This is a genomic window from Streptomyces phaeofaciens (assembly GCF_014648915.1).
In the GTDB taxonomy this organism is placed as follows: domain Bacteria; phylum Actinomycetota; class Actinomycetes; order Streptomycetales; family Streptomycetaceae; genus Streptomyces; species Streptomyces phaeofaciens.
Window position 1 is genome coordinate 290166 of record NZ_BMSA01000001.1, and the last position, 26765, is coordinate 316930.

General features: G+C 74.0%; 14 protein-coding genes. 7 read left to right on the forward strand and 7 right to left on the reverse strand.

What is annotated here, in order from left to right; all coding sequences use genetic code 11:
- Nucleotides 1–16: 16 nt before the first annotated feature.
- A complete protein-coding gene (locus tag IE275_RS01340; RefSeq protein ID WP_189706528.1) occupies nucleotides 17–2764 on the reverse strand; it encodes a helix-turn-helix transcriptional regulator in 2748 nt (915 codons plus the stop codon).
- A gap of 144 nt (nucleotides 2765–2908) precedes the next feature.
- The gene (locus IE275_RS01345; protein ID WP_189706530.1) at nucleotides 2909–3733 is read right to left on the reverse strand and encodes a phytanoyl-CoA dioxygenase family protein; all 825 of its coding nucleotides are present in this window, start codon (nucleotides 3731–3733) and stop codon (nucleotides 2909–2911) included.
- Between the two features lie 61 nt (nucleotides 3734–3794).
- Here IE275_RS01345 and IE275_RS01350 point away from each other — a divergent pair, with 61 nt between their 5' ends.
- On the forward strand, nucleotides 3795–4733 hold the full coding sequence (locus IE275_RS01350; protein ID WP_189706532.1) for a helix-turn-helix domain-containing protein: 939 nt from the start codon (nucleotides 3795–3797) through the stop codon (nucleotides 4731–4733).
- Nucleotides 4734–5052: 319 nt separating this feature from the next.
- The gene (locus IE275_RS01355) at nucleotides 5053–7020 is read left to right on the forward strand and encodes an RICIN domain-containing protein (protein ID WP_229870041.1); all 1968 of its coding nucleotides are present in this window, start codon (nucleotides 5053–5055) and stop codon (nucleotides 7018–7020) included.
- Nucleotides 7021–7097: 77 nt separating this feature from the next.
- On the opposite strand, the gene IE275_RS01360 is transcribed toward IE275_RS01355, so the two are convergent.
- Both IE275_RS01360 and IE275_RS01365 read right to left on the reverse strand, forming a co-directional pair.
- Nucleotides 7098–8348, reverse strand: a complete 1251-nt coding sequence (locus IE275_RS01360) for an SLC13 family permease (protein WP_189707339.1) — start codon at nucleotides 8346–8348, stop codon at nucleotides 7098–7100.
- A 136-nt stretch (nucleotides 8349–8484) separates the two neighbouring features.
- Nucleotides 8485–10857: a SpoIIE family protein phosphatase gene (locus IE275_RS01365; RefSeq protein WP_189706536.1), complete on the reverse strand. Its 2373-nt coding sequence runs from the start codon at nucleotides 10855–10857 to the stop codon at nucleotides 8485–8487.
- Between the two features lie 290 nt (nucleotides 10858–11147).
- Between IE275_RS01365 and IE275_RS01370 the strand changes: the two genes are divergently transcribed.
- The gene (locus tag IE275_RS01370) at nucleotides 11148–14240 is read left to right on the forward strand and encodes a glycoside hydrolase family 2 TIM barrel-domain containing protein (protein ID WP_189706538.1); all 3093 of its coding nucleotides are present in this window, start codon (nucleotides 11148–11150) and stop codon (nucleotides 14238–14240) included.
- A gap of 196 nt (nucleotides 14241–14436) precedes the next feature.
- Nucleotides 14437–16680 (forward strand): glycoside hydrolase family 9 protein, encoded by a 2244-nt coding sequence (locus tag IE275_RS01375; RefSeq protein ID WP_189706540.1) that lies wholly within the window; start codon nucleotides 14437–14439, stop codon nucleotides 16678–16680.
- Nucleotides 16681–16704: 24 nt separating this feature from the next.
- Here IE275_RS01375 and IE275_RS01380 read toward each other — a convergent pair whose 3' ends face one another.
- Nucleotides 16705–21462 carry a CHAT domain-containing protein gene (locus tag IE275_RS01380; RefSeq protein ID WP_189706542.1) on the reverse strand — a complete coding sequence of 1586 codons (4758 nt, stop codon included), beginning with the start codon at nucleotides 21460–21462 and terminating at the stop codon, nucleotides 16705–16707.
- 189 nt (nucleotides 21463–21651) lie between these two features.
- On the opposite strand from IE275_RS01380, the gene IE275_RS01385 reads away from it, so the two are divergent.
- From IE275_RS01385 to IE275_RS01395, 3 genes are all read left to right on the forward strand, one after another.
- Nucleotides 21652–21897, forward strand: coding sequence for a hypothetical protein (locus tag IE275_RS01385; RefSeq protein ID WP_189706544.1), 246 nt, complete (start codon nucleotides 21652–21654; stop codon nucleotides 21895–21897).
- A gap of 3 nt (nucleotides 21898–21900) precedes the next feature.
- Nucleotides 21901–22278 (forward strand): toxin Doc, encoded by a 378-nt coding sequence (locus IE275_RS01390; protein WP_189706546.1) that lies wholly within the window; start codon nucleotides 21901–21903, stop codon nucleotides 22276–22278.
- Between the two features lie 407 nt (nucleotides 22279–22685).
- Nucleotides 22686–24323 (forward strand): RICIN domain-containing protein, encoded by a 1638-nt coding sequence (locus IE275_RS01395; RefSeq protein ID WP_189706548.1) that lies wholly within the window; start codon nucleotides 22686–22688, stop codon nucleotides 24321–24323.
- Nucleotides 24324–24425: 102 nt separating this feature from the next.
- Here IE275_RS01395 and IE275_RS01400 read toward each other — a convergent pair whose 3' ends face one another.
- Together IE275_RS01400 and IE275_RS01405 are read right to left on the reverse strand one after the other, a co-directional pair.
- Nucleotides 24426–25127, reverse strand: coding sequence for an alpha/beta fold hydrolase (locus IE275_RS01400; protein WP_189706550.1), 702 nt, complete (start codon nucleotides 25125–25127; stop codon nucleotides 24426–24428).
- Nucleotides 25124–26725: a purine-cytosine permease family protein gene (locus tag IE275_RS01405; protein ID WP_189707342.1), complete on the reverse strand. Its 1602-nt coding sequence runs from the start codon at nucleotides 26723–26725 to the stop codon at nucleotides 25124–25126. The genes IE275_RS01400 and IE275_RS01405 overlap by 4 nt, the downstream gene beginning before the upstream one ends.
- Between the last annotated feature and the right edge of the window lie 40 nt (nucleotides 26726–26765).

Consider the following 26765-nt stretch of genomic DNA (forward strand, 5'->3'; position numbering starts at 1 on the left):
TAGTCGTGACGCGCGTTCAGAGCGCGGGCAGGCGTGTCAGCTGCCGCCGGGAGGTGACGTCGAGCTTCCGGAAGATCTTGCGGAGGTGGTAGTCGACGGTGCTCGCGCTGATGAACAGCTGCGCGGCGATCTCGGCGTTGGTGGCGCCGCCCCGGGCGAGCCGGGCGATGGTGAGTTCCTGCGGGGTGAGGGCGCTGACCGTGCCGGCCGGGCCGCGCTGCGGGCGCTCACCGGTCGCGGCCAGCTCCTGGGCGGCACGGGCCGCGTACCCTCTCGCCCCCATCCCGTCGAACATCTCCAGCGCCCCGCGCAACTGCTCCCGTGCGTCCCGGCGGCGCTTGCGGCGGCGCAGCCACTCGCCGTACAGCAGGTGCGCCACCGCCAGATCGGCCCGTGCGCCCGTGCCCGCGAGGAGCGACAGCGCCTGCCGGTAGAGCGGCTCGGCCTCGTCCTCCGGGGCGAGCAGCGCGCGGCAGCGGGCGAGCAGACCGAGGGCCCACGGGGTGCCGGTGGCCTCGGCGCGGGCGGTGAGCGTGCGCAGGGCCGCCGTGGCCAGCACCCGGTCGCCGCAGCGCACGGCCGCCTCGACCAGGTGGGGCAGGAGGCGGGAGTGGTAGGCGGTCGTGTCGTGCCCGACCAGCTCCTGGGTGATCGTGCGGGCCCGCGCCCAGTCGCCGCCGCCGAGCGCCCGGATCGCCATGCCGATCCGGGCGATGGACTCCACTGCGCCGTTGCCCAGCCAGGTCCCGGCCCGCATCGAGCCCTCCAGCAGCTCCTCCAGGCCGTCGGCCTCGGCGCGCCAGGCGAGCAGTTCGGGGTGCCGGTACAGGGCCCACATGTCGTCGGTGGCGCCGATCGCGCCACGGATCTGGTTGCCCTCGGCGTGCAGTGCGTCGGCGGTCGCCAGCTCACCCAGATTGGTCTCGTGCATCACGGCGCAGTACAGGACCGTGTCCAGCTGTGTCAGGGCGCCGGCCGCCCGGGCCGCGTCCGCGGCCCGCCGCATCACCGCCCGCTGGGCCTCCTCGTCGAACAGCATCATGGTCAGCGTGACGGTGGGCAGATAGGTGCTCAGCACCTCCGCGTCCGGGGTGTCCGGATCGAGCACGCGCGCGTGGGCGGCGCGCATGTGGGGCACGGCGCGCTCGTAGTCGTCCGTGGTCAGCACGGCGTACGCGCGCAGCACCAGCTGCACGCCCGTGGCCTCTCCGGTGCGCGGCACGAGTTCGTCCACGGCCCGGGCGATCTCGGTCATGTCGGTGTCGCGCAGCAGGTGTTCGGCCGTGACGGCCCGGTCGACGGCTCGCAGCAGCGCCTCCTGGGCCAGGTCCGGCGCCCGATGGCCGAAGGACCGGGCCGCGCGCAGGCACAGGGCGGGGGCGAGGGCGAACGAGCCGGCCTTCCCGAGCAGGGCGACCGCGTGCGCCCGCACCAGCAGCGCCCGCCCCCGCCCCACGTCGTCGAGGAGAGCGACGTCGATCGAGTCGAGCAGCGACTCCGCCTGCACCGGCGCCCCCGCCGCCAGCGCCGCCTCGGCCGCCCCGAGCAGCCGCACGGCCCGCCCCCCGGCGTCGGGGGTCAGCTCGGCGGCCCGGGACAGGAACGCGGCCCGCCCCGCGTATCCGCCGCGGGCGCCCGCGTGATCGGCGGCGCGTTCCACCTCGTCGGCGACCTCGGCGTCCGGCCCCACCGTGGCCGCCGCCCGGTGCCAGGCCCGGCGGTCCGTGTCGGCGGGCCGGTCGGTGACCTCGGCCAGTGCCGTGTGCGTCCGCCCGCGCTCGACGCTCGTCGCCCCGCCGTACACCGCGGACCGCACGAGCGCGTGCCGGAAGACGACCCCGGTCCGCAGGACCACCAGCCGGGCCGCCTCCGCCGGCCCCGACGCCTCGGGCCCGACCCCGAGCAGCCGTGCCGCGGCCGTCACATACCCGAGGTCGCCGCCCGGTTCGGCGGCGGCGGTCAGCAGCCAGCGCTGCGTCGGCTCCGGGAGCGCGCGCACCAGCTGGAGGTAGTGCGCCTCCAGCCGGCCGCCCACCGGCAGCGGCTCGGGCAGCGCCAGCCCGCCCGACAGCTGCTCGGCGGACAGCTCCTGGCCCAGGTCGGCGAGGGCGAGCGGATTGCCGGCCGTCGCCGCCACGATCCGGGCCGCCACCCGGGCGTCCAGCGGCCCGGGGACCGCCTCCCGCAGCAGCTCCAGCGCGAACGGCTCCTCCAGACCGCCGACCTCGGCCACCGGGACACCGGCGGGCACCTCGAACCCGGTCCGCGCCGCGAACAGCAGTCCGACGCCCTCGGCGTGCACCCGGCGCGCCACGAAGGCCAGCACGCCCAGGGACTCCTCGTCGACCCACTGGACATCGTCCACGCACACCAGCACGGGCCGCCGTCGCGCGGTCTCCGCCAGCAGGGTGAGGGTCGCGAGCCCCACCAGGAAGCGGTCGGCGGACGGCCCGTCGGCCAGCCCGCAGGCGACCCGCAGCGCCGCGTGCTGCGGCGCGGGCAGCGCACCGGGCTCCTTCAGCCCGTCCAGGAGCGGCACCAGCAGCCGGTGCAGCGCGGCGAACGGGAACCCGGACTCGGCGTCCACCCCGGTGACCCGCAGCACCCGCAGATCCGCCGCCCGGTCGACCGCGTGATCGAGCAGCGCCGTCTTGCCGATGCCCGGGTCGCCGCGCAGCAGCACCGCCCCGCTCAGCCCCTCGCGCACCTCGGCCACCAGCCCGTCGAGCCGCCGCCGTTCCGCGTTCCGCCCCCTGAGGAACACTCACACGCCCTTCGACAAGGCCCGGATGTGAAGGCCGTCGGCATATTCGGTGAAGCGCTCTCATTCAAGCAAGACCGGGCGGCGCAGCGGGCACGAACGGACATCACTGTCGCCCGTCACCGAGGCGCGATACCGGTCCGCGGGTCAGTGGGCTCCCGGCGGTGAACCGAACTCGGTCCCGCAGGGCCCCGCGCCCTCGCTCTCCGGCAACGGCACCCGCTCCCCGTCCATCGACACCGTCCGGTAGAACCGCCCGATCCGCTCCGCCGACCGTCCCACGTAGTGACCGATGAACGACCGCCGGAACCGCCCGGCGCTGCGGTTCGGCCGCGAACCGTGCACCAGACTCCCGTTGAAGAAGAGGACATCCCCCGGAGCCATGTCGACGGGCACCGTCGCGAGCCCCGGCGGCGGGGCCACGTACTCCCGCGCGAACGACACCTCCGCGTCCGCCTCCTCGGGGCAGAACAGCTCCATGGCGTGCGTGCCGGGCACCACCTCCAGCCCGCCGTTCTCCCGGTCGATCCGGTCGCACGCCAGCCAGGCCGCCACACAGGTGCCCGGCTCCACCCGCAGATAGAAGTTGTCCTGGTGCAGCGCCTGCCCCCGGGCCCCCGGCGGCTTGAAGTAGAACATGCTCTGCGCCGCCAGCATCTCCTCGCCCGACAGCCGTTCCAGCACGGCCCGCAGCCGCGGATCCAGCAGGGTCCGCCGTGCCGGTTCGCTGAACTCGTGCGGCTGCATCACCCTCGGGTAGGCGTCCAGCGGGTCGTCCCCGGGCCGCGGCTCGAAGTGCCCCGGCACCGGCCGTCCGGCCGCCTGGAGCGCCGCGAACCCGGCACACAGCCGGTCCACCTCGTCGTACCCGAACAGCCCCCGGACGACGGTGAAGCCGTCCGCGCGGAACCGCCGCAGCCCCGCCTCGTCCGGGACGGGGGTCCCGGTGGTGCCGATGCCCGTGACGCTCATGTGTGCCCTCCTCGGCCGACGCGCCTACGGTAGGCCGACGCCGGCGGACCGGAGGATGCCCATGCGTGCTGACGACCTGCCCGCGACTGCCGTGCCCGGCGCCCCCTCGCCGCCGCCCGGTCTGGTGGTGGCCGGCCACTTCGACGAGGGGCCGGGGTACGGCGTCGACCGCCCCCGGGGATCGGACAGTTGGCTGTTCACCTGGACCACCGCGGGCGGCGGCCGGCTGCGGCAGGGGAGCGCGCAGGTCCGGGCGGGCGCGGGCGACCTGGTGGTGCTCGCGCCGGGAGTTCCGCACGGCTACGGCGTCGAACCCGGTGCCGCCCGCTGGCGGTTCTGGTGGGTCCACTGCCAGGCCCGCCCGTCCTGGACCCCCTGGCTGCGCCCCTACGCGGGCGGTGACGGCCTGTACGCCGTCGGCCCCGTCCCGGCGGACCTGCGGGACCGGGTCGCGGCGGCCTTCCGCCGGATGCACGCCGACGCCCGGTGGCCCGGACCGGGGGAGCCGGCCGGAGCGGACACGATCGTGGTGGCCCGGGACACCGTCGCGCGGGAACTCGCCCTGTGCGCACTGGAGGAGGCCGTTCTGCTCACCACGGCCGGCGCGCGCGGGCCGGAGCCGACGGCCGGCGTCGACGACCGGGTCCGGCGGGCCCAGGAGCTGATCGCCGCCGACCCCGGCGCCCCGCACACCGTGCGCTCGCTCGCCGAGCGGGTGGCGCTGTCGCCCTCGCGCTTCGCCCATCTGTTCACCGAGCATCTCGGCCAGTCCCCGATGCGGGCGCTGCGCGAGGCACGCCTGCGGCACGCCGCGCGGCTGCTGGAGGGCACCGAACTGTCCGTGGAACGCGTCGCCGCCGCCTCGGGGTTCGTGAGTCCCTTCCACTTCACCCGGGTGTTCCGCGCCCGTTACGGGACACCGCCGGGCGCGTACCGGGAGGGAATCCGCGCCGCAATTGTCGTACCAAAAGAAACGTCAAAAGGGACACGGGTACGGTGACCGTCGCGAACGGCTATCCCGCATTGACGTTTCGTCAAATTCCTTGGTGCGGTACTCAAAGCACGAAACCGCGCGATCCCTTGTTCCGCCTGGTCCGGCTGTGCAAAAGTGTGCCTTGTCGGCGCTCGGACAAACGCTTTCGCACCGTGCGCACGAGGCCCCTCTGTACCGTCCACACCCCCCACGCTCCGCCGGAGCCGTCCCCCGCGGACATCAGAGGTGCCGAACCCTGTGCGAGTCGATCCCGTCGCTTCGTGGGCGGGGGACGCATACCCGTTGGTATGGACTAATGCCGCATGTCCCCAGGAGGAATGCACTCGTGAATGACGCAGGCCTGTCGAATTCCCCTTCGGCGCGCCGCCTGGATGCGACGGACGAACAGCTGAGTTCCGAGCTGAAGCAGTGGACCGGGGCCTCGCCCGCCCCGCACCCCGTGGGCGAACTCCTCGACCGGCACTGGGAGGCCGCCTTCTCCTACGCGCGGCTGTGCACCGACGGGGAGCGGGCGGCGGGCATGCTCACCACCGCCGCGTTCACCCGCCTCTTCGGCGCGACCCTGCGCCAGGACGGTCCCACCGCCGCCTGGCGGCCCCCGCTGCTCGTCACCGTCCGCCGGATCGCCGCCGAGTGGGACTCCGACGGCCGCCGCGACCTGCTCCACCCCCAACTGCGCTCCGAGAACGGCGACAGCGAGCGCGTGGCCGCCCGGCTGCTCCCGCCCGCCAACCGCCGCATGCTGTCCCGGGCGTTCCAGCGGCTGCCCCAGTCCGCGCGCTGTCTGCTGTGGCACACGGAGGTGGAGACCGAGCCCCTGGCGATCCCGGCCGGACTGCTCGGCCTCGACGACGACGGCGCCCGCGTCGAACTGCGCCGGGCCCGCGAGCGACTGCGCGAGGAGGTCCTCCAGGTCCACAACGAACTCGCCACCGACGACCGGTGCCACCGCTACCACCGGCTCCTGGACGTCACCTGCCGGCGCCGCGGCCTCGACATGGACGCCGACCTGCGTGCCCACACCGAGCAGTGCCGGCACTGCGCCCACACCGCCGACCAGCTGCTCCAGTTCGAGGGCCTGCTCGGCGTCGCCCTCGCCGAGGGCATCCTGGGGTGGGCCGCCGACGCCTATCTGGAGGCCAGGGCCGCCGACGCGGAGACCGCCGAGGCGCCCGTGCAGGAAGTGTCCGCCGCCCCCGGCGAGGCCTTCTCGGACGAGGCCGGACGACCCGCCCGCCCCGCCGCGCCGACCCGCGCCGCCCGCTGGGGCTCCGCCCCGGCCGGCCCGCGCAGCACGGCGCGGTCCGCCGGCGACCGGCCGGCCGACCCCGCGGCCGGGTCCCGTCGCTCCGCCCAGAAGGCGGCCCGCCGCATCCGCCGCCGCAACCTGACCGCCGCCGTCCTGACCGTGAGCGGGATGGTCGTCCTGCCGCTCGTGGTGTGGGCCGCCCTGGGCTCCGGCGACGGTTCCGGCCAGGCCGCCGACGGCGAGGCCGCGAAGAGCCCCGCGGCGGGCACCGACTCCGCCACCACCGACCCCTCCTGGATCGGCGCCGAGGACTCCCAGGGCACCCTGCGCGGCCGGCTCCACAACGTCGCCTCCGGGCTCTGCATCGGGATCGGGGGCACCAGGGCCGTCGAGGGCGCCGAGGCCGTGCTCGCCACCTGCTCCGCCACACCCGGCCAGCAGTGGTCGTACGAACCGGACGGGCTGCTGCGCAGCGCGGCCGACGCCGACCTGTGCCTCGACTCCCACCTCGGCTACTCGGTCCGGCTGGCCCCGTGCGCGGGCGCCGGCCAGTCCGACGTGCGCAATGTGCGCTACGACTTCACCCTCCAGGGCACGCTCGTCCCGCGCTCGGGCCAGGACCTCGCGCTGGCGCCCGCCGCCACCGACGGTTCCGGCGCACTCGTCCTGAAGAACCGCGAGGACGGCTCCCAGCAGCGCTGGGTGATCGACACCTCGCAGCCCGACGCGCAGATGCAGTACGTCAACTGGGGCGCGGACAGCAGCCCGAGCGCCACCCCGTCGCCGGCCCCCGAGGCGTCGAAGACCCCGTCACCGGCCGCTCGGACGCCGAAGAGCGCTCCCACGACCCCGGCTCCGACCGGCTCGTCCGCCACCGGCAGCACCTCGTGCTCGTACGTCAACCGCTACACCTGCGAGCCGAACGGCGACGGCGACGGCGACTACGGGTACGGCGACGGCTACGACAGCGGGTACGGGTACGGCGGCGGATACGGCGGCGGATACGGGTACGGGGGGTCGGGCTCAGGAGGCGGTCGCCACTAGGTTGCGGCCGACGGCACACCACCCGGTGGGCCTGCGGCCGTGGGCGCCCCCGTCCCGTCGTGCCCCGCGGGTGTCGCTCAGACCACCTGGAGCGACACCCACAGCGCCACCACCGCCGGCACCAGCGTGGCCGGCACGGTGAGCAGGCCCAGCCGGGTGAACTCCCCGACCTCGACCCGTTCCGCGCGCTCCCGCACCACGCGCCGCCACAGCAGGGTGGCCAGCGATCCGGCGTACGTCAGGTTGGGGCCGATGTTGACCCCGAGCAGTACGGCGAGCACCGCCCCGGCCCCGGCCGGGGCGGCCAGCGGGACCAGGACCAGCACCGCCGGCAGGTTGTTGATCAGGTTGGCCAGCACGGCGGCCACCGCGGCGGCACCGAGCAGGGCGAGCAGCCCCGAGCCGCCGGGCACGGCGTGCCGCAGCGCGTCGGCGAGACCGTTGTCGACGACCGCGCGGACGACGATCCCCAGCGCGAGCACGAACGCCAGGAACCCCGGAGCGGCGGACCGCACCACGGCCACCGGCCGCACCCGCCGCCGGGCCAGCGCCCGCCCGGCCATGACCAGCGCCCCGGCCAGCGCCGCCCACACCGGTTCGATGCCGACGGCCGAGGCCACCACGAACCCGGCGAGCGTGCAGGCCACCGTGAGCAGCGCGAACAGCGGCACCTCGGGCGCCGGTCCGGTGTCCGCGACCGGCTCGGCGGCGGGCAGGTCGGCGGCGAAGAAGCGCCGGAACACCGCGTACTCGATGGAGATCGCGACCACCCACGGCAGCGCCATCAGCGCGGTGAACCGGGTGAAGCTCAGCCCGCTCGCCGTGAACGCCAGCAGGTTGGTGAGGTTGGAGACCGGCAGCAGCAGGGAGGCCGTGTTCGACAGGTGCGCGCAGGCGTAGACGTGCGGTTTCGAGCGCACCCCCATCCGGGCGGCGGTGGCGAACACCACCGGTGTCAGCAGCACCACCGTGGCGTCCAGGCTGAGGACGGCGGTGACGACGGACGCCAGCACGAACACGGCGGTGAGCAGCCGTCTGGGCCGGCCGGCCGCCCGCCGGGCCATCCACGCGCCGCACGCCGTGAAGAGACCCTCGACGTCGCACAGGTGGGCCAGGACGAGCACCGCCGCGAGGAACCCCACCACGGGGCCGAGCCGCTCCGCCTCGGCGAGGGCGTTCTCCGGCGAGATGGCGCCCAGGGCGATCACGGCGGCCGCGGCCGGAACGGCCACGACGGCCTCCGAGCGGCCGGCCGGGCGCAGGACCGCCCAGCCGAGGGAGGCGACCAGCAGGGCGACGGACAGGGTTTCGGCGAGCGGCGTGTTCAGGGGGGATTCTCCGGGTGGCGGGTTTTGGGCATGCCCCGCCCATCGAGCTGGTTCGGGTGTCCGTCCATGAAAACACGTGTGCGTAAAGCGCTTGCCAAGTGGCTCTCACGACGGCGCCGCGGCGGATCCCGCGGGCTCACGCCTCGTCGTGCAGTCCCAGTTCCGCCCAGATCGTCTTGCCGTCGCCCGTGTGCCTGCTGCCCCAGCGCTGGGTGAGCTGGGCCACCAGCAGCAGCCCGCGGCCCCCCTCGTCCCACGTCTTCGCCCGGCGCAGGTGCGGGGCGGTGTGGCTGGTGTCGGACACCTCACAGATCAGCGTCGTCGCGTCGTGGATCAGCCGCAGCCGGATGGGATGGGAGCCGTACCGGATGGCGTTGGTGACCAGCTCGCTCACCACCAGCTCGACGGTGAACGACGCCTCGCTCAGCTCCCAGCGCGCCAGCTGCTCGACGGCCTGCTTGCGGACCGGCGCGACCAGCGCCGGGTCGGCGGGGATGTCCCAGGTCGCGACCTGGGCGGCGGGCAGCCCCCGGGTGCGGGCGAGCAGCAGGGCCACGTCGTCGGAGGCGCCGCCGGCCGGCAGCAGGGAGTGCAGCACCCGGTCGCAGGTCTCGTCCAGGGAGTCCGAGTACGCGGCGAGCGCCTCGCTGAGCAGCTGGAGACCGGCGTCCATGGTCCGCTCGCGGGATTCGAGCAGACCGTCCGTGTAGAACGCGAGGACGCTGCCCTCGGCCAGCTCCAGCTCGGTGGACTCGAACGGCAGCCCGCCCACGCCGAGCGGGGGACCCGCGGGCAGCTCGACCCGGCGCGGCGCTTCGTTCGGCCGCAGCAGCATCGGCGGGGGGTGCCCGGCCCGGGCCAGCGCGCAGCGCCGGGACACCGGGTCGTAGACCGCGTACAGACAGCTCGCCCCGACCTCGCCGGGGCTGCCTTCGCCGCCGGCCTCCTCCGACAGCCGCACGACCAGGTCGTCGAGGTGGGTGAGCAGCTCGTCGGGGGCCAGGTCGATGTCGGCGAGGGTGCGCACGGCCGTCCGCAGCCGGCCCATCGTGGCCGAGGCCTGGACGCCGTGCCCGACGACGTCGCCGACGACCATGGCGACCCGCATCCCGGACAGCGGGATCACGTCGAACCAGTCGCCGCCCACCCCGGCGCGGGCGGCCGGCAGATAACGGGAGGCCGCGTCGACGGCGGCGGTGCGGGGCAGGGTGCGCGGGAGCAGGCTGCGCTGGAGGGCGAGGGCCGTCTCGCGCTCGCGGGAGAAGCGGCGGGCGTTGTCGATGCAGACCGCGGCCCGCGCGGTGATCTCCTCCGCGAGCAGCACGTCGTCCGGCGTGAACGGGTCGGGCCGCCGGAACCGGGTGAGGACCGCGACCCCGAGGGTCACGCCGCGGGCCCGGATCGGCACGGACATCGTGCAGTGGATGCCGATCTCGTGGACGCGGGCGTCGCGCCGGACGTCCCGGGCGAGCCAGGTGTCGAGGTCGCCCTGCGGCACGGAGCCGACGATGGTCCGGCCCCCGGCCAGGGAGTCGGCCTGCGGGGACCCGGCCGGGTAGTGCTGCACCTCACCGGGCTTGGCCAGGGCCTCCGGGTCGCCGGGGGTGACCGAGCGGTGCGCGCAGCGGCGCAGCCCGATCGGCGGGTCGAAGCGGGCCGGGGGTTCCCCGCCGTCCTGCGGGTCCAGCAGGTCGACGCTGACGAAGTCGGCGAGCGCGGGCACGCACACGTCCGCCAGCTCCTGCGCCGTCCGGGTGACGTCGAGGGTGCTGCCGATCCGGACGCTCGCCTCGTTGACCAGGCGCAGCCGCTCGCGGGCCAGGTAGTTGTCGGTGAAGTCGTGGGCGGCCAGGCACACGCCCCGCACCCGGCCCTCGGTGTCGGTGACCGGTGCCATCCGGACCAGCCAGGCGTGCGCGTGGTCCTCGCCGCCGGCGCGGGCGTGCGTCTGGATGTCCTGGGCCCGGCCGGTGGCGAGGACGTCCAGCATGTGCCGTTCCATGGCCGCGCTGTGCGGCCGGCCGCCGATCTCGGAGGGCCGCAGCCCGCGGACGCGTTCCTCGGGCAGCCCGATCGCCTGGGCCATCGCGGTGTTGAGCCGGACCAGCCGCAGCCGCTCGTCGTAGACGGCGACGGCGCACGGGGACTGGGTGAGGGCGGCCGTGGCCAGCGGGTCGTCGGGGGAGCGGGGCGCGTCGCCGGTCAGCGGGGCCAGGACGAGCCATCGTCCCGGCTCGTCGTCGCGGGGCGGCCGGTGGTGGGCGAGCAGCCACACCGTCACGGAACGCCCGTCGCAGTGACGCAGTGCGACCGTGCCGTCCCAGCGGCCGCTCGTGGGCACCGGGAGCGGCCCGTGGGCCAGCAGATCTCCCGCGGGGCGTCCCACCACCTCGGCCCGGGTCCAGCCCAGCAGCGTCCGGGCTCCGTCGTTCCATTCGACGAGCGTGCCCGTGTCGTCGACGACCACCCGGGCGGTCGCGGCCTCGTCGAACGGATACTCCGGGCTCATCGTCGCCACTCCATCGCGGACACTCACAGTGAACGGGCGCTGTCACATCCGTTCCAGCCTAGACGGTCCGGCTCCCGGGCGGACCGGAACCCCCGGAGGGCGCGGGGCGGCAGGTTCCGCCCGAGGTCAAGGGGTGAAACCGGTCGATGTGTCGCGAAGCGGCTCCAGGTCACCCGTGCGGTCGGAGGGTGCTCCCGTGGTCTTGACGGACAGGAGTGGTGCGTTGTCAGATTCTGTTTGGTAACGATCAGTTGTGAGTACTTCTGGGTCCTGATGAGGGAGAGCCGCCAGTGACCGTCACTCGCAGATCCGTCCTGCTCGCCTCCGCGGCCGCGCCGGCCGTCGGAGCACTGCCGGGCACCGCCGCACAGGCCGCCGAGGCCGGCACCCGCGCCGTCGGCCGCCGCACGGTCCCGCTGCGCGACGGCTGGCGCTTCGCGCTGGTCGACCCGGGCGGACTCGGCGACCCGGCCGGGCAGTACGCGGACGCCGCCGACCCCGGTCACGACGACTCGGCCTGGCGCACGGTGGCGGTGCCGCACGACTGGTCCATCGAGCAGACCCCCACCACCGACCACGGCACCACCAGCGGCACCGGCTTCTTCCCCGGCGGGCTCGGCTGGTACCGCCTCTCCTTCACCCTGCCGCCCGCCTGCGCCGGACAGCGGATCTCGGTGGAGTTCGACGGCGTCTACATGGACTCCGTCCTCCACTGCAACGGCACCGAGGTCGGCCGCCACCCCTACGGCTACACCGGCTTCGCCTTCGACGTCACCGATCTGCTGCACACCGACGGCACCACGCGGAACGTGATCGCCGTCAAGGTGCAGAACCGTCTGCCCAGCAGCCGCTGGTACTCCGGCAGCGGCATCTACCGCGAGGCCCGCCTGGTGATCACGGACCCGGTGCACGTCGACCGCTGGGGCACCCGCGTCACCACCCCCGAGGTCACCGGGGAGCGGGCCCTGGTCCGCGTGGCGACGACCGTGGTGAACGCCGCCGACGCCTCCGGCACCGCCGCGGACGTGGAGATCGTCTCCCGCGTCCTGGCCCCGGGCGGCCGCACGGTCGCGCGGACGTCCTCCACGGTCACCGTCGCCGGCCGGACCACCGAGACCCATGAACTCGCCGTCGCCGAACCGCGCTTGTGGGACTTCGAGGCACCCCACCGCTACACCCTGGAGACCGAGCTGCGGGTCGGCGGCCGGCGCACCGACACCTACCGCACCCGCTTCGGCATCCGCACGGTCCGCCTCGACCCGGACGAGGGCTTTCACCTCAACGGCCGCTACGCCAAGATCAAGGGCGTCGACCTCCATCACGACCTGGGCGCGCTCGGCGCCGCGGTCAGCGCCGACGCGATCCGCCGGCAGATGACGATCATGAAGTCGATGGGGGTCAACGCCTTCCGCACCTCCCACAACCCGCCCTCGCCGGAGATGATCCAGGTCTGCGAGGAACTCGGCATCGTGATGCTCGTCGAGGCCTTCGACTGCTGGAAGAGCTCCAAGACCCGGTACGACTACGGCCGGTTCTTCGACGACTGGGCCGACCGCGACGTCGCGGAGATGGTGCTGGCCGCCCGCAACTCGCCGGCCGTCGTCATCTGGTCCATCGGCAACGAGATCTCCGAGTTCACCTCCACCGCCGGCCTCGCCATGGCCGACCGGCTCATCGCCGCGGTCAAGGCGTACGACGACACCCGTCCGGTCGTCATCGGCTCCCACCGCCACCGCAGCGTGCCCGCCCCGGGGACCCCGGCCGACCTGATCCTCGCCAAGCTCGACGGCCTCGGCCTCAACTACAACACCGCGAAGTCGGTGGACGCCCTGCACGCCCGCTACCCGAAGCTGTTCCTCTTCGAGTCGGAGTCCTCCTCGGAGACGTCCACCCGAGGCGCCTACCAGGAGCCGGAGCACCTCAACACCGGCGAGAACCACACCCCGGGCAGGCGGGCGACCTCCTCCTACGACAACAACCTCGCCTCCTGGACCATGAGCGGCGAGTACGGCCACAAGAAGGACCGGGACCGCAAGTGGTTCGCCGGGCAGTTCCTGTGGTCGGGCATCGACTACATCGGGGAGCCCACGCCGTACGACGTCTTCCCCGTGAAGGCGTCCTTCTTCGGTGCGGTCGACACCGCCGGCTTCCCCAAGGACATGTACCACCTCTTCCGCAGCCAGTGGGTCGACGAACCCCTGGTCCACCTGCTGCCGACGACCTGGAACCACGCCGAGGGCGCCATCGTCGAGGTGTGGGCGTACGCCAACGTCGACACCGTCGAGCTGTTCCTCAACGGAACGTCCCTCGGGGTACGGAGCTTCGACACCAAGACGACCGTCGACGGCCGCTCCTACCTGGAGACCACCGAGGCCACCGGCGACGACAAGACCTTCACCGACGGCCCCTACCCGGGGAGTTACACCAGTCCCCAGGGCAGCGCCGGCAAGCTCCACCTCACCTGGAAGGTGGCCTACGAGCCGGGCACGCTGAAGGCGGTGGCGCGCCGCGACGGCCGGGTGGTCGCCACCGACGTGCTGCGCACCGCCGGCGCCCCGCACGCCGTACGGCTCACCCCGGACCGCACGTCCCTTCCCGCGGACGGCCGTTCGCTGGTCTTCGTGACCGCCGACGTGGTCGACGCGCGCGGGGTCGTGGTGCCCGACGCCGAGCACCTGATCTCCTTCACGGTGAGCGGCGGCTCGCTGGCCGGGCTCGACAACGGGCGCCAGGAGAGCGCCGAGCGGTATCAGGCCGACACCCGGACCGCCTTCCACGGCAAGGCCCTCGCCATCGTGCGCGCCGGGACGGGGGCCGGGGCCCTGAAGGTGACCGCGCGGGTGGACGGCCTGCGCAGGGGCACCGCCACCGTGCGCACCACCCGCGCCCGGGCGGCGGCGACCACCCCCGCGGCCGCCTTCGGCCCCGACCTGCCCGCCCCGCCCTCCTTTCCGCAGGCGGACGCGAGCTACTCCGGCCGGGCGGACACCCTCCCGGCCGCGATGCTGGACGGTGACCCGGCCACCGGCTGGTCCAACGCGTTCACCAAGGCGGCCACCGCCCTGCTCCCCGCGTTCGGCGGCGCCCGCCCCGAGGACTGGGTCTCGGTCGACTGGGGACGGACGCGGGACGTCGACCGGGTGGAGGTCACCTTCACCGTCGACGCCACGCACAGCCTGCCGGCGAGGGTCGAGGCCGCCGTGTGGGACGGGGAGCGGTATGTGCCGGTCACGGGGGCGGCGATCGACTGGGCGGCCACCTCGGACGCGCCGACGGTCCTCACCTTCGACGCCGTACGCGGATCCCGGCTGCGACTGACCCTGACCAGCGGCGCGCCCGGCACGGTCCCGGGCGCGGTACGGATCAGCCGACTGGAGGTGTGACCGGGGGCCGGCGGGCCGGACGGGATCGCGTCCCCGTCCGGCCCGCGGCCGGTCGTCCACCGGTCCGTAACTCGTTCCGTCCGGACCGTTGACGGGGTGTCATGACTGCAACAAACATGTCCTGCGACCCCTCTCTGGGAGCGCTCCCATGGAATTGTCCCGGCGAGCGTCCCGCATCCCCCCGAGGAGCCCGGACGTGAAACGACGCAGCACCGCCCTGCTGTCCCTCGCGGCCCTGCTGGGCGCCGCGCTCACCGCACTGCCCGCGGCGCAGGCCGGGGCCGACGAGGTCGAGCAGGTCAGGAACGGCGGCTTCGACAGCACCACCGACCCCTGGTGGACCAGCAACGTCACGGCCGTCCCGGCCGACGGCCGGCTCTGCGCCGACGTACCCGGCGGCACCGTCAACCGCTGGGACTCCGCCGTCGGCCAGGACGCGATCACCCTCGTGAAGGGGTCGTCGTACCGGTTCTCCTTCGACGCCTCGGGGGTCCCCGAAGGACATGTGGTGCGGGCGATCGTGGGACTCGGGGTCTCCCCGTACGACACCTGGTACGAGGCGACCCCCGTGCTGGACGAGTCGGGCGACGACGCGTACTCCTACACCTTCACCTCACCGGTCGACTCCACCCAGGGGCAGGTCGCCTTCCAGGTCGGCGGCAGCGCGGACCCCTGGCGGTTCTGCCTGGACGACGTGTCCCTGGTCGGCGGGGTGCCGCCGGAGGTGTACCGGCCCGACACCGGGCCACGCGTACGCGTCAACCAGGTCGCCTATCTCCCGTCCGGACCGAAGAACGCCACACTCGTCACGGACGCCACCACGAAACTGCCCTGGCAGCTGAAGAACGCCGCCGGCACGACGGTCGCGCACGGCTGGACGGTACCGCGCGGCGTCGACGTCTCCTCCGGACAGAACGTCCACTCCCTCGACTTCGGCGCCTACCGCACCCGCGCCACGGGCCTCACCCTGGTCGCCGACGGCGAGACCAGCCGCCCGTTCGACATCGGCACGGCCGCCTACGAACGCCTCGGCCTGGACGCGGTGAAGTACTACTACACCCAGCGCAGCGGCACCGCGATCCGCGACGACCTCCGCCCCGGCTACGGCAGGGCCGCCGGCCATGCGGGCGTCGCCCCCAACCAGGGCGACACGGACGTCCCCTGCCAGCCGGGGGTCTGCGACTACCGACTGGACGTCAGCGGCGGCTGGTACGACGCCGGCGACCACGGCAAGTACGTCGTCAACGGGGGCATCGCCACCTGGGAGCTGCTGAGCACCTACGAACGCGCCCTGCACACCCGCACCGGCGAACCGTCCCGGCTCGGCGACGGCACACTCGGCCTCCCCGAGAGCGGCAACCACGTGCCCGACGTCCTCGACGAGGCCCGCTGGGAACTGGACTTCCTGCTGAAGATGCAGGTACCGGACGGACAGCCGCTGGCCGGCATGGCCCACCACAAGATCCACGACGAACAGTGGACCGGCCTGCCGCTGCTCCCCGGCGCCGACCCGCAGAAACGCGAACTCCACCCGCCGACCACCACGGCCACCCTCAACCTGGCCGCCACGGCGGCCCAGGCCGCCCGCCTGTACCGCCCCTACGACAAGGCCTTCGCCGCCCGCGCCCTCACGGCCGCCCGCAAGGCCTGGGCGGCGGCGCTCGCCCACCCGGACGTCCACGCCGACCCGGCCGACGGCACCGGCGGCGGCGCGTACAACGACGACGACGCCACCGACGAGTTCTACTGGGCCGCCGCCGAGCTGTACCTCACCACCGGGGAGAAGCGGTTCGCCGACCAGGTGACCGCCTCCCCGCTCCACACGGCCGACATCTTCGTCCCCAACGGCTTCGACTGGTCCCGCACGGCCGCCGCGGCCCGCCTCGACCTCGCACTCGTCCCCAGCAGGCTCCCCGGCCGGGACAAGGTCCGGCGCTCGGTGGTCCGGGGCGCCGACACCTACCTCGCCACCCTCACCGCGCAGCCGTACGGCATGCCCTACGCCCCCGACGACAACCGCTACGACTGGGGCTCCGCCCACCAGGTCCTCAACAACGCGGTCGTCATCGCCACCGCCTACGACCTCACCGGTGCCTCCGCGTACCGGGACGGCGCCGTCCAGAGCATCGACTACGTCCTCGGCCGCAACGCCCTCAACATCTCCTACGTCACCGGCTACGGCGAGGTCGCCGCCCAGCGCCAGCACAGCCGCTGGTACGCCCACCAGCTCGACCCGAACCTCCCGAGCCCCCCGCCCGGCACCCTCGCGGGCGGCCCCAACTCGAGCATCCAGGACCCCTACGCGCAGAGCATGCTCCAGGGCTGCGTCGGCCAGTTCTGCTACATCGACGACATCCAGTCCTGGTCCACGAACGAGACCGCGATCAACTGGAACGCGGCCCTGACCCGACTGGCGTCCTTCGTGGCGGACCAGGGCTGAGCGCCGCCGCGCACGTCCGGCCGGTCAGCTGCCGATGTGGACGTGCGCGGCCCACAGCCAGGGATCGTCGGGCCGCGCGTCGCGCTCCGCGACGACGGCGCGGTGCAGGGCCCGGGCGGACCGGGCGACCGCCGGCGGCCCGCTGCCACCGGCGGTCAGGTCCGTGTAGAACGCGTCCGCCATCGAGGCGGCCACCGCGTCCTGCAACGGCCAGAGGGTCCCGATGACCTGCGCGTAACCGGCGAGAAGGAAGGAGGAGGTGAGCTGGAGCACCTCGTCCACGCGGTCGGGGGCCGTGCCCGAGGTGCTGCACGCCGAGAGATAGGCGAGGTCGCCGCGCAGCCGCAGCCGCGAGACCGCCGCGAGGGTCAGAGGGCTGCTCTCGTGGTCGTCGAGCAGCAGACGGCTCTCGCGCGGAGAGCTCCAGTCGCTGACGGCGTGACAGGCGAAGTGGGCGATGTCGTGCTCCGGCAGGGCGGCGAGGACCGTGTCCCGAACCGCGTGCGGACTTTCGAGCAGCCGGGCGTCCGGGACCAGCGTGCGCAGCCGTGCGGATTCGCGCCGTACTCCGGGAAGAGGGGACGCCTGCGGGGTCCGCGGCATCGACACGACGAGGGTGCGGCGGGGGCCGGGCCCGTCGGCGCGGCCTTCGCGACGGGCCAGCCGGGCGGACGCCAGGGCGCGCAGGGTGGGGGTGTAGGAGGAGACCACCCGGTCCAGGACCGCACCTGGGCGGTGCCCGGCGGCGTGCAGCGGGAACCAGATCATCGGCCCGGTCGGGCACCACCACAGCCGTGGCGGCCCGCCGTCCGCACCCGCCGGGAGATGGCCGCCGGCCTCCAGCGCGTCGAGCACCGGACGCGTCACCGTGTCCCACAGCCACGCGAGGATCTCCCGCAGCGGCTGTGCCACGGGCGCGCCGGCGAGGGCGGCGGGCACCAGCCGGTTCGCCTCGCGCTCGATCGCCGTCCACTCCAGACCGGGCAACGGGATCGGGCACAGCCCCGAACGCGTCACGGCGAGCGCGTCGCACCGGCCACGCGTCGCGTTCACGTACACCACCGGCCCCTCGGCCGCCTGCTCCCGCAGCTCGGCCCAGGTGGGCGGCAGCAGAAACCGCTCGAAGCCCGGCAGCCGGCGGATCTCCGCCAGCAGGGTGTCCCATTCGGCGGCGAGTTGGAGACGCTGTTCGCCGGTCTGCCGTCGGTGGTGCGGGTCGTGGCCGTGCGGGCCGTTCGGCGTCATCTGGTCGAAGCGGACCGGGGCCGCGCTCAGACTGTCGAGCGCCTGGGCACGGACGCGCAGCCGGTCGATGGCGGAGGCGTGGTTCCCGTGGTGCTGCCGCAGCCGGGCGAGGTCGCCCCTCGCGTCCACGGCTTCCGCCATCAGCACGCCCCGGGTCTGTTCGAGGAGTTCCACGGCCCGCTCCGGCCGGCCGGCGTCCAGTGCGGCGGCGGCCGCGTCGGCCGCGAGGCCGGTGATCCGGCCGAGCCGGTGTTCACGGTCCTCCCGTTCCATCGACAGCGGAACCAGCTCCACCAGGAGACGCACCGCGTGTTCGTAGGCTTCGAGGGCGTCCTCGTAGCGGCCCGCCTCCTGGGCATGACGTCCCCAGCGCCGGGCCGCGTCCAGGCGCAACGAGGTTTCCGCGGATCGGGTGTCGGCCGCGGCGCGGAACGCGGACAGGGACTCGGTCAGGGCGGCCGCGTCGTGTTCGAGGCGATGACGTTCCCACAGGACGCGGCCGCGCATCATCTGGAGCCCCCACCGGTCCGGCCTCGCGCCCGTCTCCGAGTGGTTCAGCGCCTCGGCGACGGCTCGCTCGGCCTCCTCCAGGGCGGCAGGGTCGCCCGTCGCGTCGTAGCGGTCGATCACCGTCGAGGCCAGGTTGAACAGGGCCCCCGGCCGCACTTCCGGCCCGCAGGCGGTGGCCGCGGCGCGCAGCAGTTCCTCGGCCTCCTCGACGGTCGCCGGATCCCCGGTGACCGTGGCGACCCTGCGCAGCACCAGACCCAAGTCGGTCAGCAGGAGGGGTCGGGTCACATCGCTGGCCGGTGTCAGCGAGAGCGCCCGCCGGCCGGTCTCCACGGCGGCCCGGAGGGCGACCGGGTCGTCGGTACGTTGATGGAAGCGCAGGGCGGCGCGTGTGAAGACCGACAGGTGGTGGACGAACCACGGGTCCTCCGGCGGGGATTCCTCGATCACCTGACGTGCCGTTGCCACGCTCTCCTCCAGCGGCGCCAGTTCGCCGGTGGCTTCGTGCAGCGAGCGCAACGCGTCGCTGAGGTTGGTCAGATAGAAGGGCCGGTCGACGTGGCCGGGCGCGGTGTCCGCCACCGCGCTGCGCCCGTATTGCACTGCCTTCCTCACCTGGGCGAGGTCGCCGGTGGTGGCGAACCGCCGGTGGACCACGATGGCCAGGTTGTTCCAGACGGCTGCCAGGGGCGGGTCCCCCACGGCGAGGGCCTGGAGCCCCGCCGCCTCCGCTTCGTCCAGTGCCGCCGGATCGCCGGTCGTCTGGTGCCAGGTGGTGAGAGCCGTGCACAGGTTGGACCAGGCATTGGGGGTGACGGGTGCGGCCGTCGTCCGCACCGACGAGCGGGCCGCGGTGACGGACTCCCGGAGCACTTCCTGATCGCCCGTCACCTGGAACCGGGTGGCCAGGACGAACGACAGGTTGCTCAGCACGAGACTGCGGTGCCAGTCGTCCTCCGGTTCGGCGGCCACCGCCCTTCGCGCGTGGTGCACGGCCTCGTCCAGCACCTGCTCGTCACGCGTACGGAGGAAGGTGTCGTGCAGGGCCAGGGCGAGCGTGGAGAGCATGTTCCCCCTGTCGTCGCTCGGCTCCGGGGACGCGGCCGCGATCCGCCCCGAGGCGACGGCCTCCGCCAGCAGCTCGGGCCGGCCGGTCCTGTCGTACCAGGCGCGCAGCAGGGGCAGGAGGACGAGGTGAAGTGTTTCCGGCCTGCTCACGGAGGGCAGGGCCAGGCCGGCCCGAAGCAGGTCGGCCGCCTCGGCCAGGGCGTCCGGGTCGTCCCTTGAATCAGCCAGCGCTCGCAGCCCCTGGGCGAGCGACGTCAGACAGCGCGTGTACTGGGGGTCCCGCGGACGAGGGGTACGGGTGACGTGCCGCAGGCCGGCCACCACCTCGTCCAGCGCTTCCGGCTCGCCGTGCCGCAGATGGGCGTGGAGCACAAGCGCCGCCCGGTCCGCCTGGTGCTTGAGCAGGTCCGGGTCGTCGGGCGGAGTCAGAGCGGCCGCCTCGCGTCCGGCGGCGATCGCCTCCGCCACGAGTTCACGGTCGTCGGTGTACCGGACGAGAACCGAGGCGGCCGTGACGAAGAGCCACCGACCGCTCACCCGTGCCGACTCCTGGCTCAGCGCGAGCGCGTGCAGTTCGCGGGCCTGGCGCGCGGCCTCGGTGAGGACCGCCGCCGAACGGGTCAGCAGGAACAGGCGTCGAAGGGCCTCGAAGAGAGTGGCCAGCCAGTACAGCCGGTCGGGATGGGCCGGAGACAGCTCCGTCAGGAGGGTCCGGCACAGGGCGATGCCCCGGTTCAGGTGCGGTGAGGCGCCGGCCGTGTTCTCGGCGTCCAGGCAATGGCGTATCAGGATCCCCCGGCTCCGGTATCCGGGTGCGGAATCCGCGTCGGTCGCCGCGACAGCCGCCTCCGCGGCTTCGCGGGCCCGGTCGCCGTCCGCGGGGGATCCGGTGAGCCGGAAGAGGTCGCCCAGTACCTCGGCGAGATCGGCGAGTTCCCCGGCGTCCTCGGCAGGCCCCGTGGCGTCGAGGACGCGCCGCAGGATGCCCGCGCGCTCGCGCAGCGAAGTCTCGTCGGGCTCGCACTGCCTGAGCATGCGCAGGAGATTGCGCAGCTCCACGATGTCCGGTGGTCCTGGGGGCGCGTCCCGGACCAGCCCTCGGGACAGCTCCACGGCCTCGGCCAGCGCCGCCGGATCGGTCCGCAGCCGGTGGCGCAGGAGCAGGGAGACGGCCAGGATGCTGCGTGACGTGGAGCGGTGCGGGTCGCCCTCCGCCAGGAGCGTCGATGCCTGGCGCAGGAGGGCGATGGCCTCGTCCGCCGCTTCGGCGTCGCCCACGGTCTGGGCATGGCTGAACAGCGTCCTGGCGAGGACGCTCAGGACCGCTCCCCGCCGTTCGTCGCCGTCGGGCACGGCCGCGACGACCGCGCGCCGCCGGCGCAGGACCGCCGCCATGGTGATCTCCCCGGTCCGTTCGTGCAGCCTCTCCAACTGGTCGGCCGTGTGGGAGAAGTACTCGAGTCGTTGCGGGTGGCGCTGGGGCATCGCCTCGCAGGCGTGCACGAGCAGCAGGACGGCGGCCCGCAGGATGTCGACCTCCCCGGTCTCCTCGTACCGGTACACCAGGCGCGCCGCCTGTTCCTGCCATTGCACGGGCCCGCCCGCCGGCCGGTAGGCGTCGCGCAGACGCGACCGGACCTCGGGTGCGAGCCCCTCGGGGTCGCACAGCCACACGGTTCTCAGCAGCTGGAGCCCCAGCCGCCGCTCCCGTCCGCCTCCCCAGAACCGGCCCGCCGCGTGCCGGTACCAGAAGAACAGCCCCGCGGCCCGGCGCACCTCGTGGTCCCTGCGGACCGACTCGCCCACGGCGTCCACCAGATCGCCGACCTCCCGGTACCCGTCCCAGGAGAACAGCGCCTTGCGGTCCCCGCTCCGCTCCCACCGCCGTACCCGCTCCTCGACGGCCGTCAGCAGTTCCTGCCGGCGGTCGGTCTCCGGGCCGGCCTCCGTCTCCGTCACCTTGCACCCCCGTCCCCCACGGCGTGAGCCGCGGTGCCGAGCAGGATGCGCCCGGGCCCGGCCCCGCAACAAGGGCGTGCGGGGGGCGTTGCGCGCCGGCTGTGCGCTCCATGCGCCCCGGTACCGCACCGTCTCCCCCTTGACCTCGGGTTATTTACGCGTAAGTACCCGCGCGGTACCGTGAAGGGCATGCCAGCCCTCAATGTGGAGTTCAGCGATCGCGAGCTGGAGGACCTGCGGCAGATCGCCAAGGAACGCGGTACGTCGATGAAGGCACTCGTGCGGGAGGCGGCCGCCGCCGACATCGCGCGGCACCGGGCGTTGCAGGAGGGCGCCGAGGCGTTTCGGACGTTCTTCGCGGCCCATGCGGAGGAGTTCGCGGCCGCCTTCCCCGACGACGAACCCTCCGTCAAGGGCGAGGGGCGGGTCGCCTGACCGATGACACCCGTCATCCACATCGATGTGCCCTGGCTGCTCCGGCGCCACGAAGAGGTGCTGCCGGACCAGCCCACCGTCAACGACTTCTCGGCCCTGGTCGCCGCCGTCGCCCGGCACCGGGTCGACCCGCCCCGGTTGGGTGTGGACTCCGACCCGGCCTGGCGCGCCGCCGCGCTGCTGCACACCCTCGCCCTGCTCAAGCCCCTGCCCTCGGCCAATGCCCGCTTCGCCTGCGCGACGGCGGTGGCCTACATGTTCGTCAGCGGCGTCGGCATCGACCCGCCGTACGGCGCTCTCGTGGACCTCGCGCGGGACCTGATCGACGGCAAGACCGACGTCTACGGCGCGGCGGACCGGCTGCGGTCCTGGCAGATATAGCCGTCCCGGGAGTTGTGGGCCGCCGGCCGAGGGCGGGAGGAGCAGGGCCGGCGGCCGTTTCGCACAGGAGAGCCGCCGTCCTGTGCGGGGCCTCCGAGGAAGTGGCCGGTTCCAGTCCACTACGCGCCGCCGTGGGCGGGAAGGTGCGCGGCGATCCTGCGTGGGTGCGGGTTTCACACGGGGCGCAAGAGCGGACGAAAGGTGTGACGGGGGACGCGGTGGACGCCCCGCTTGTCGACGTTCTTTCAATAAGGGGCAGCTTGTCCGCGCGCCTTGTTGCGCGCGACTCAGTTGTGCGAGGGTGACGCGTGGGGCGGGGGGTGAAAGCGGGATCTCCGCGTTCGCCGGCGGAGTCGAGTTTCGCGCTCCCCGCCGCGCCGATCAGGTACGTACCAAAGGAACTCTCAGTGCCCACCCCCCAGCCTCCTCGTCCTCCCTACCCCCCGCCCGGCGGGGGCCCCGGCGAATCCGACGAGTCGCTCGCCGCAGGGATACGCGGCGGCACGGACAGCGAGGTCGCCCAGTCCACCGCGCTGTTGATCGCCCGGCACTGGCGGCCCGTGCACGAGTACGCGGTCATCTGCCTCGCCGCCTCCGGCAGCGTGTCCAACATGCTCACCGGGGCCGCCTTCCACCAGGTCTTCGACCGGCTGAAGCTGGGCGAGCCGGGCACCGCGCTGCGCCCCCGGCTGCTGGTGACCGTACGGGACATGGCCCGGCTGTGGGCCGCGGACGAGGACATCTCCGGCGTCCTGCCGGTCCTGCGCAAGCCGGCCGGCGCCCGCGGCATGCGCGCCGCGAAGTCCCTGATCCCCGAGAACCGCGTCCTGGCCGAGCGCTCCTTCCAGGGCCTGCCCGCCGTCGCCCGCTGCGTGCTGTGGCACGTGGAGGTCGAGGCGGAGGAGATCACCGTCGCCTCCGGGCTGCTCGGCATGGACATCGAGACCGTGGCGGGCGTCTTCGAACAGGCCAGGGACAAGCTCCGCGAGGGTCTGGTCCGCGCCCACCGGGAACTCGCCCCCAGCAAGGACTGCCGCTTCTACAACCGGCTCCTCGACGTCCCCATCCGGCGCGGCGGCGACCTCCTGCCGGACGTCCGGCAGCACCTGGACGAGTGCCGCTACTGCCGGGCCGCCGCCGAACAGCTCGGCCACTTCGAGAGCGGACTGGGTGTCCTCCTCGCCGAGGCCGTACTCGGCTGGGGCGCCCGCCGCTACCACGACTCACGCCCCGGACGCGCCAAGCAGCAGGCCGTACGGCTGCGGGGTTCCTCCCGGCACGGCGGTGGTGGCGGCACGCGCGGCCGCGGCCGACGCTCCACCCTGCTCTCCCGCCTCCCCTCGCCCCGCCGCAAGCCGTCCGGCGGAACGCGCTCGCCGCGCGCGCTGTTCACCGGCGTCGGCCTCGCCTCGGCCGGCCTGCTCACCACCCTGCTCGCCGCCGGCATGTGGTCGGACGACGGCGGCGCCGACCCGGCCGCCTCGACCAGCGGTGCCGTCCCCGGCACCGACTCCCAGGCCGCCACCGTCTCGCCCACCAACCCCGCCCAGCTCCCCGCCGTCCCGAGCCGGACCAGGCTGCGCAACGCGGCCACCGACCTCTGTCTGGACGTCCAGGGCGAGCCGCGGGCCGGGGCGGTCGTGGAACTCGCGGACTGCTCGGGCGAGGTCACCCAGCAGTGGTCGTACGACGACGACGGGCTGCTGAGCAGTGCGGCCGACCCCGATCTCTGTGTGGACGCGCACGCGGACGCCGGGGTGGTCATCCTGGGCGACTGCGTGGACACCGACGACCCGCGCGCCGACGACGTCCGCTACGACCTCACCGTCCAGGGCGAGTTGCTGCCGCGCTGGGACGACGCCCTGGCGCTCGCGCCGGCCGGTGAACAGGCCGGCGCCGATGTCGTCGTGAAGGTCCGCGACCACTCCACCACCCAGCGCTGGCTCGTCGACGAGGTCTCCGCCTCGCCCGGCTCTCTGGCGGTCACCGGCACCGACGCCCCGCCCTCGGCCCGCCCGGCCGGCCTGGCGGACGGCACGGCCTGAACCACCGGCCCGCGCGGGCCGGGGGCGCCGGGCCCGCGCGGGCCCGCGGACGGCGGAGCCGGCGACCGGGCGGCGCGGCCGCCGGGCCTGTCGGCCGGCCCGTCAGCCTCGGTCGGCCGCCGCCGACTCGCGCAGGATCCGGGCCAGTTCGCCCGGCCGCGAGAACATCGGCCAGTGGCCGGTGTCCAGCCGCACCAGATCCCACCGCTCGCCGTCGAGCAGCGCGGCCACGGCGGGCGGCGGCACGTCCCCGTCGAGCAGGCACTTGACGTACGTCGACGGCAGATCGCCCGGCGAGCCCTTCAGCTCAGCCGGTTCGGTCAGCGTGGCGCCGGGGTGCGGGGTGCCGCCGGACAGGATCCGGGCGATCTGTGCGTCCGTGAGCCCCTGTCCGGCGCAGTCGTCCGCGTCCGGCGGGGGCCAGAAGCCGTCGTTCTCCTCGATCGACGCGCGGACGTGCTCGCTCGGCCAGCCCGAGAGGAAGGACTCCCCGTCGAAAGGGACGTTCGCGTCCACGTACACCACGCGTCTCAGCCGGTCCCCGAGGCGCTCCGCGGCCTGCCCGACCGGGACGCCCGCGTAGCTGTGCCCGACCAGCACCACGTCCCGCAGTCCGAGGCGCTCCACCTCGTCGACGATGTCCTGGACGTGTGTCCGCCGCCCCGCCGGGGTGCCGCTCTTCTCGGCCAGACCGGTCAGGGTGAGCGGGTGGGCGTCGTCCCCGGCGGCGCGCAGCTCGGCGGCCACCTCGTCCCACGCCCACGCGCCCAGCCAGGCCCCCGCCACCAACACGAAACGACTCATGCCCGCAACGTAGCGGAGGGCTCCGACAACGGCCCCTCGTCGGTGTCCTTCCCGGGACCGGTGATCGGCGGCACCGGCACGTCCACGGTCCGGGCCAGCCGCGCACCCTGCGGTCCGTACACCGCCCGGGGCTCGGGGAAGAACCGCAGCAGGGCCAGGTAGAGCACGGCGGCGACGGCCAGGGACAGCGGCAGGCCGATGTCGACGCCGTTCGCGAGATCGCCCAGCGGGCCGACGAACTGGCCCGGGATGTTCGTGAACAGCACGCCCAGCAGCGCCGAGACCCACCAGGCGGTCATTCCGCGCCAGTTCCAGCCGTGCGCGAACCAGTAGCGGCCGCCGCGCTGACGGCGGTTGAAGACCTGGAGGGCGTCCGGGTCGTACCAGCCGCGGCGGGTGTAGAAGCCGAGCATCATCACGACCATCCAGGGCGTGGTGCAGGTGATGATCATCGTGGCGAACGTCGAGATCGACTGGACGAGGTCCAGGGCGAACCGGCCGACGAAGATGAAGCCGATCGACACCACACCGACCAGCACGGTCGCCTGGACGCGCGACAGCCGGGGGAACACCGAGGAGAAGTCCAGACCGGTGCCGTACAGCGAGGTGGTGCCCGTGGACATGCCGCCGATCAGGGCGAGCAGGCACACCGGCAGGAAGAACCAGCCCGGCGAGATCGCCAGCAGCCCGCCCACGAAGTCGGGGGCGGCCGGGTCGACGTAGTCGGGGGCCTTGGCGGCGATGATGCTCGCCGTCCCCAGGCCGAAGACGAACGGCAGCAGCGTCGCGAGCTGGGAGAGGAACGCGGCGCCGATCACCCGGCGGCGCGGGGTGGCCGCCGGGATGTAGCGCGACCAGTCGCCGAGGAACGCCCCGAACGACACCGGGTTGGAGAGCACGATCAGGGCCGCGCCGATGAACGACGGCCAGAACAGGGACTGGGTCGCCGCGTCGGCGGAGTCCGTGAACACGCCGGCGTACGAGGCGTCGAAGTCACCGGCGAAGGCGAACACGCCGACCACGAACAGCAGGGTCGCCGAGGTCACCGCGATCTTGTTGACGAACAGCATGAACCGGAAGCCGTACACGCAGACCGCGAGCACCAGCCCCGCGAACAGCGCGTACGCGACGGCGTAGGTGAGGTCGCCGCGCGGGAGGCCGAAGAGCCGGTGGGCGCCGCCGACCAGGGCGTCGCCGGAGCTCCACACCGAGATGGAGAAGAACGCGACGGCCGTCAGCAGGGAGAGGAACGAGCCGACCACACGGCCGTGCACGCCCAGGTGCGCGGAGGACGACACCGCGTTGTTGGTGCCGTTGACCGGGCCGAACACCGCCATCGGGCACAGGATCAGGGCGCCCACCACGACACCGAGGACGGTGGCGGCGAGGCCCTGCCAGAAGGAGAGACCGAAGAGGATCGGGAAGGCGCCGAGGACGCAGGTCGAGAAGGTGTTCGCGCCGCCGAAGGCCAGCCGGAACAGGTCGAACGGGGTCGCGCTGCGTTCGGCGTCGGGGATGCGGTCCACGCCGTGGCTCTCGACCTCGGTGAGGGACGGTGCGGGCGCGGTCGGGGCGGGTTCGGGGGACGGCGGGGTCACAAGGGGCTCCAGCAACGGGCGGTCGACGGTGGAGCGCGGG

Bases quoted from the DNA above. Each gene is read 5' to 3' on its own strand.
- IE275_RS01345 (WP_189706530.1), bottom strand. From the start codon at position 3,733: ATGAGCGTCACGGGCATCGGCACCACCGGGACCCCCGTCCCGGACGAG.
- IE275_RS01350 (WP_189706532.1), top strand. From the start codon at position 3,795: ATGCGTGCTGACGACCTGCCCGCGACTGCCGTGCCCGGCGCCCCCTCG.
- IE275_RS01365 (WP_189706536.1), bottom strand. From the start codon at position 10,857: ATGAGCCCGGAGTATCCGTTCGACGAGGCCGCGACCGCCCGGGTGGTC.
- IE275_RS01385 (WP_189706544.1), top strand. From the start codon at position 21,652: ATGCCAGCCCTCAATGTGGAGTTCAGCGATCGCGAGCTGGAGGACCTG.
- IE275_RS01390 (WP_189706546.1), top strand. From the start codon at position 21,901: ATGACACCCGTCATCCACATCGATGTGCCCTGGCTGCTCCGGCGCCAC.
- IE275_RS01400 (WP_189706550.1), bottom strand. From the start codon at position 25,127: ATGAGTCGTTTCGTGTTGGTGGCGGGGGCCTGGCTGGGCGCGTGGGCG.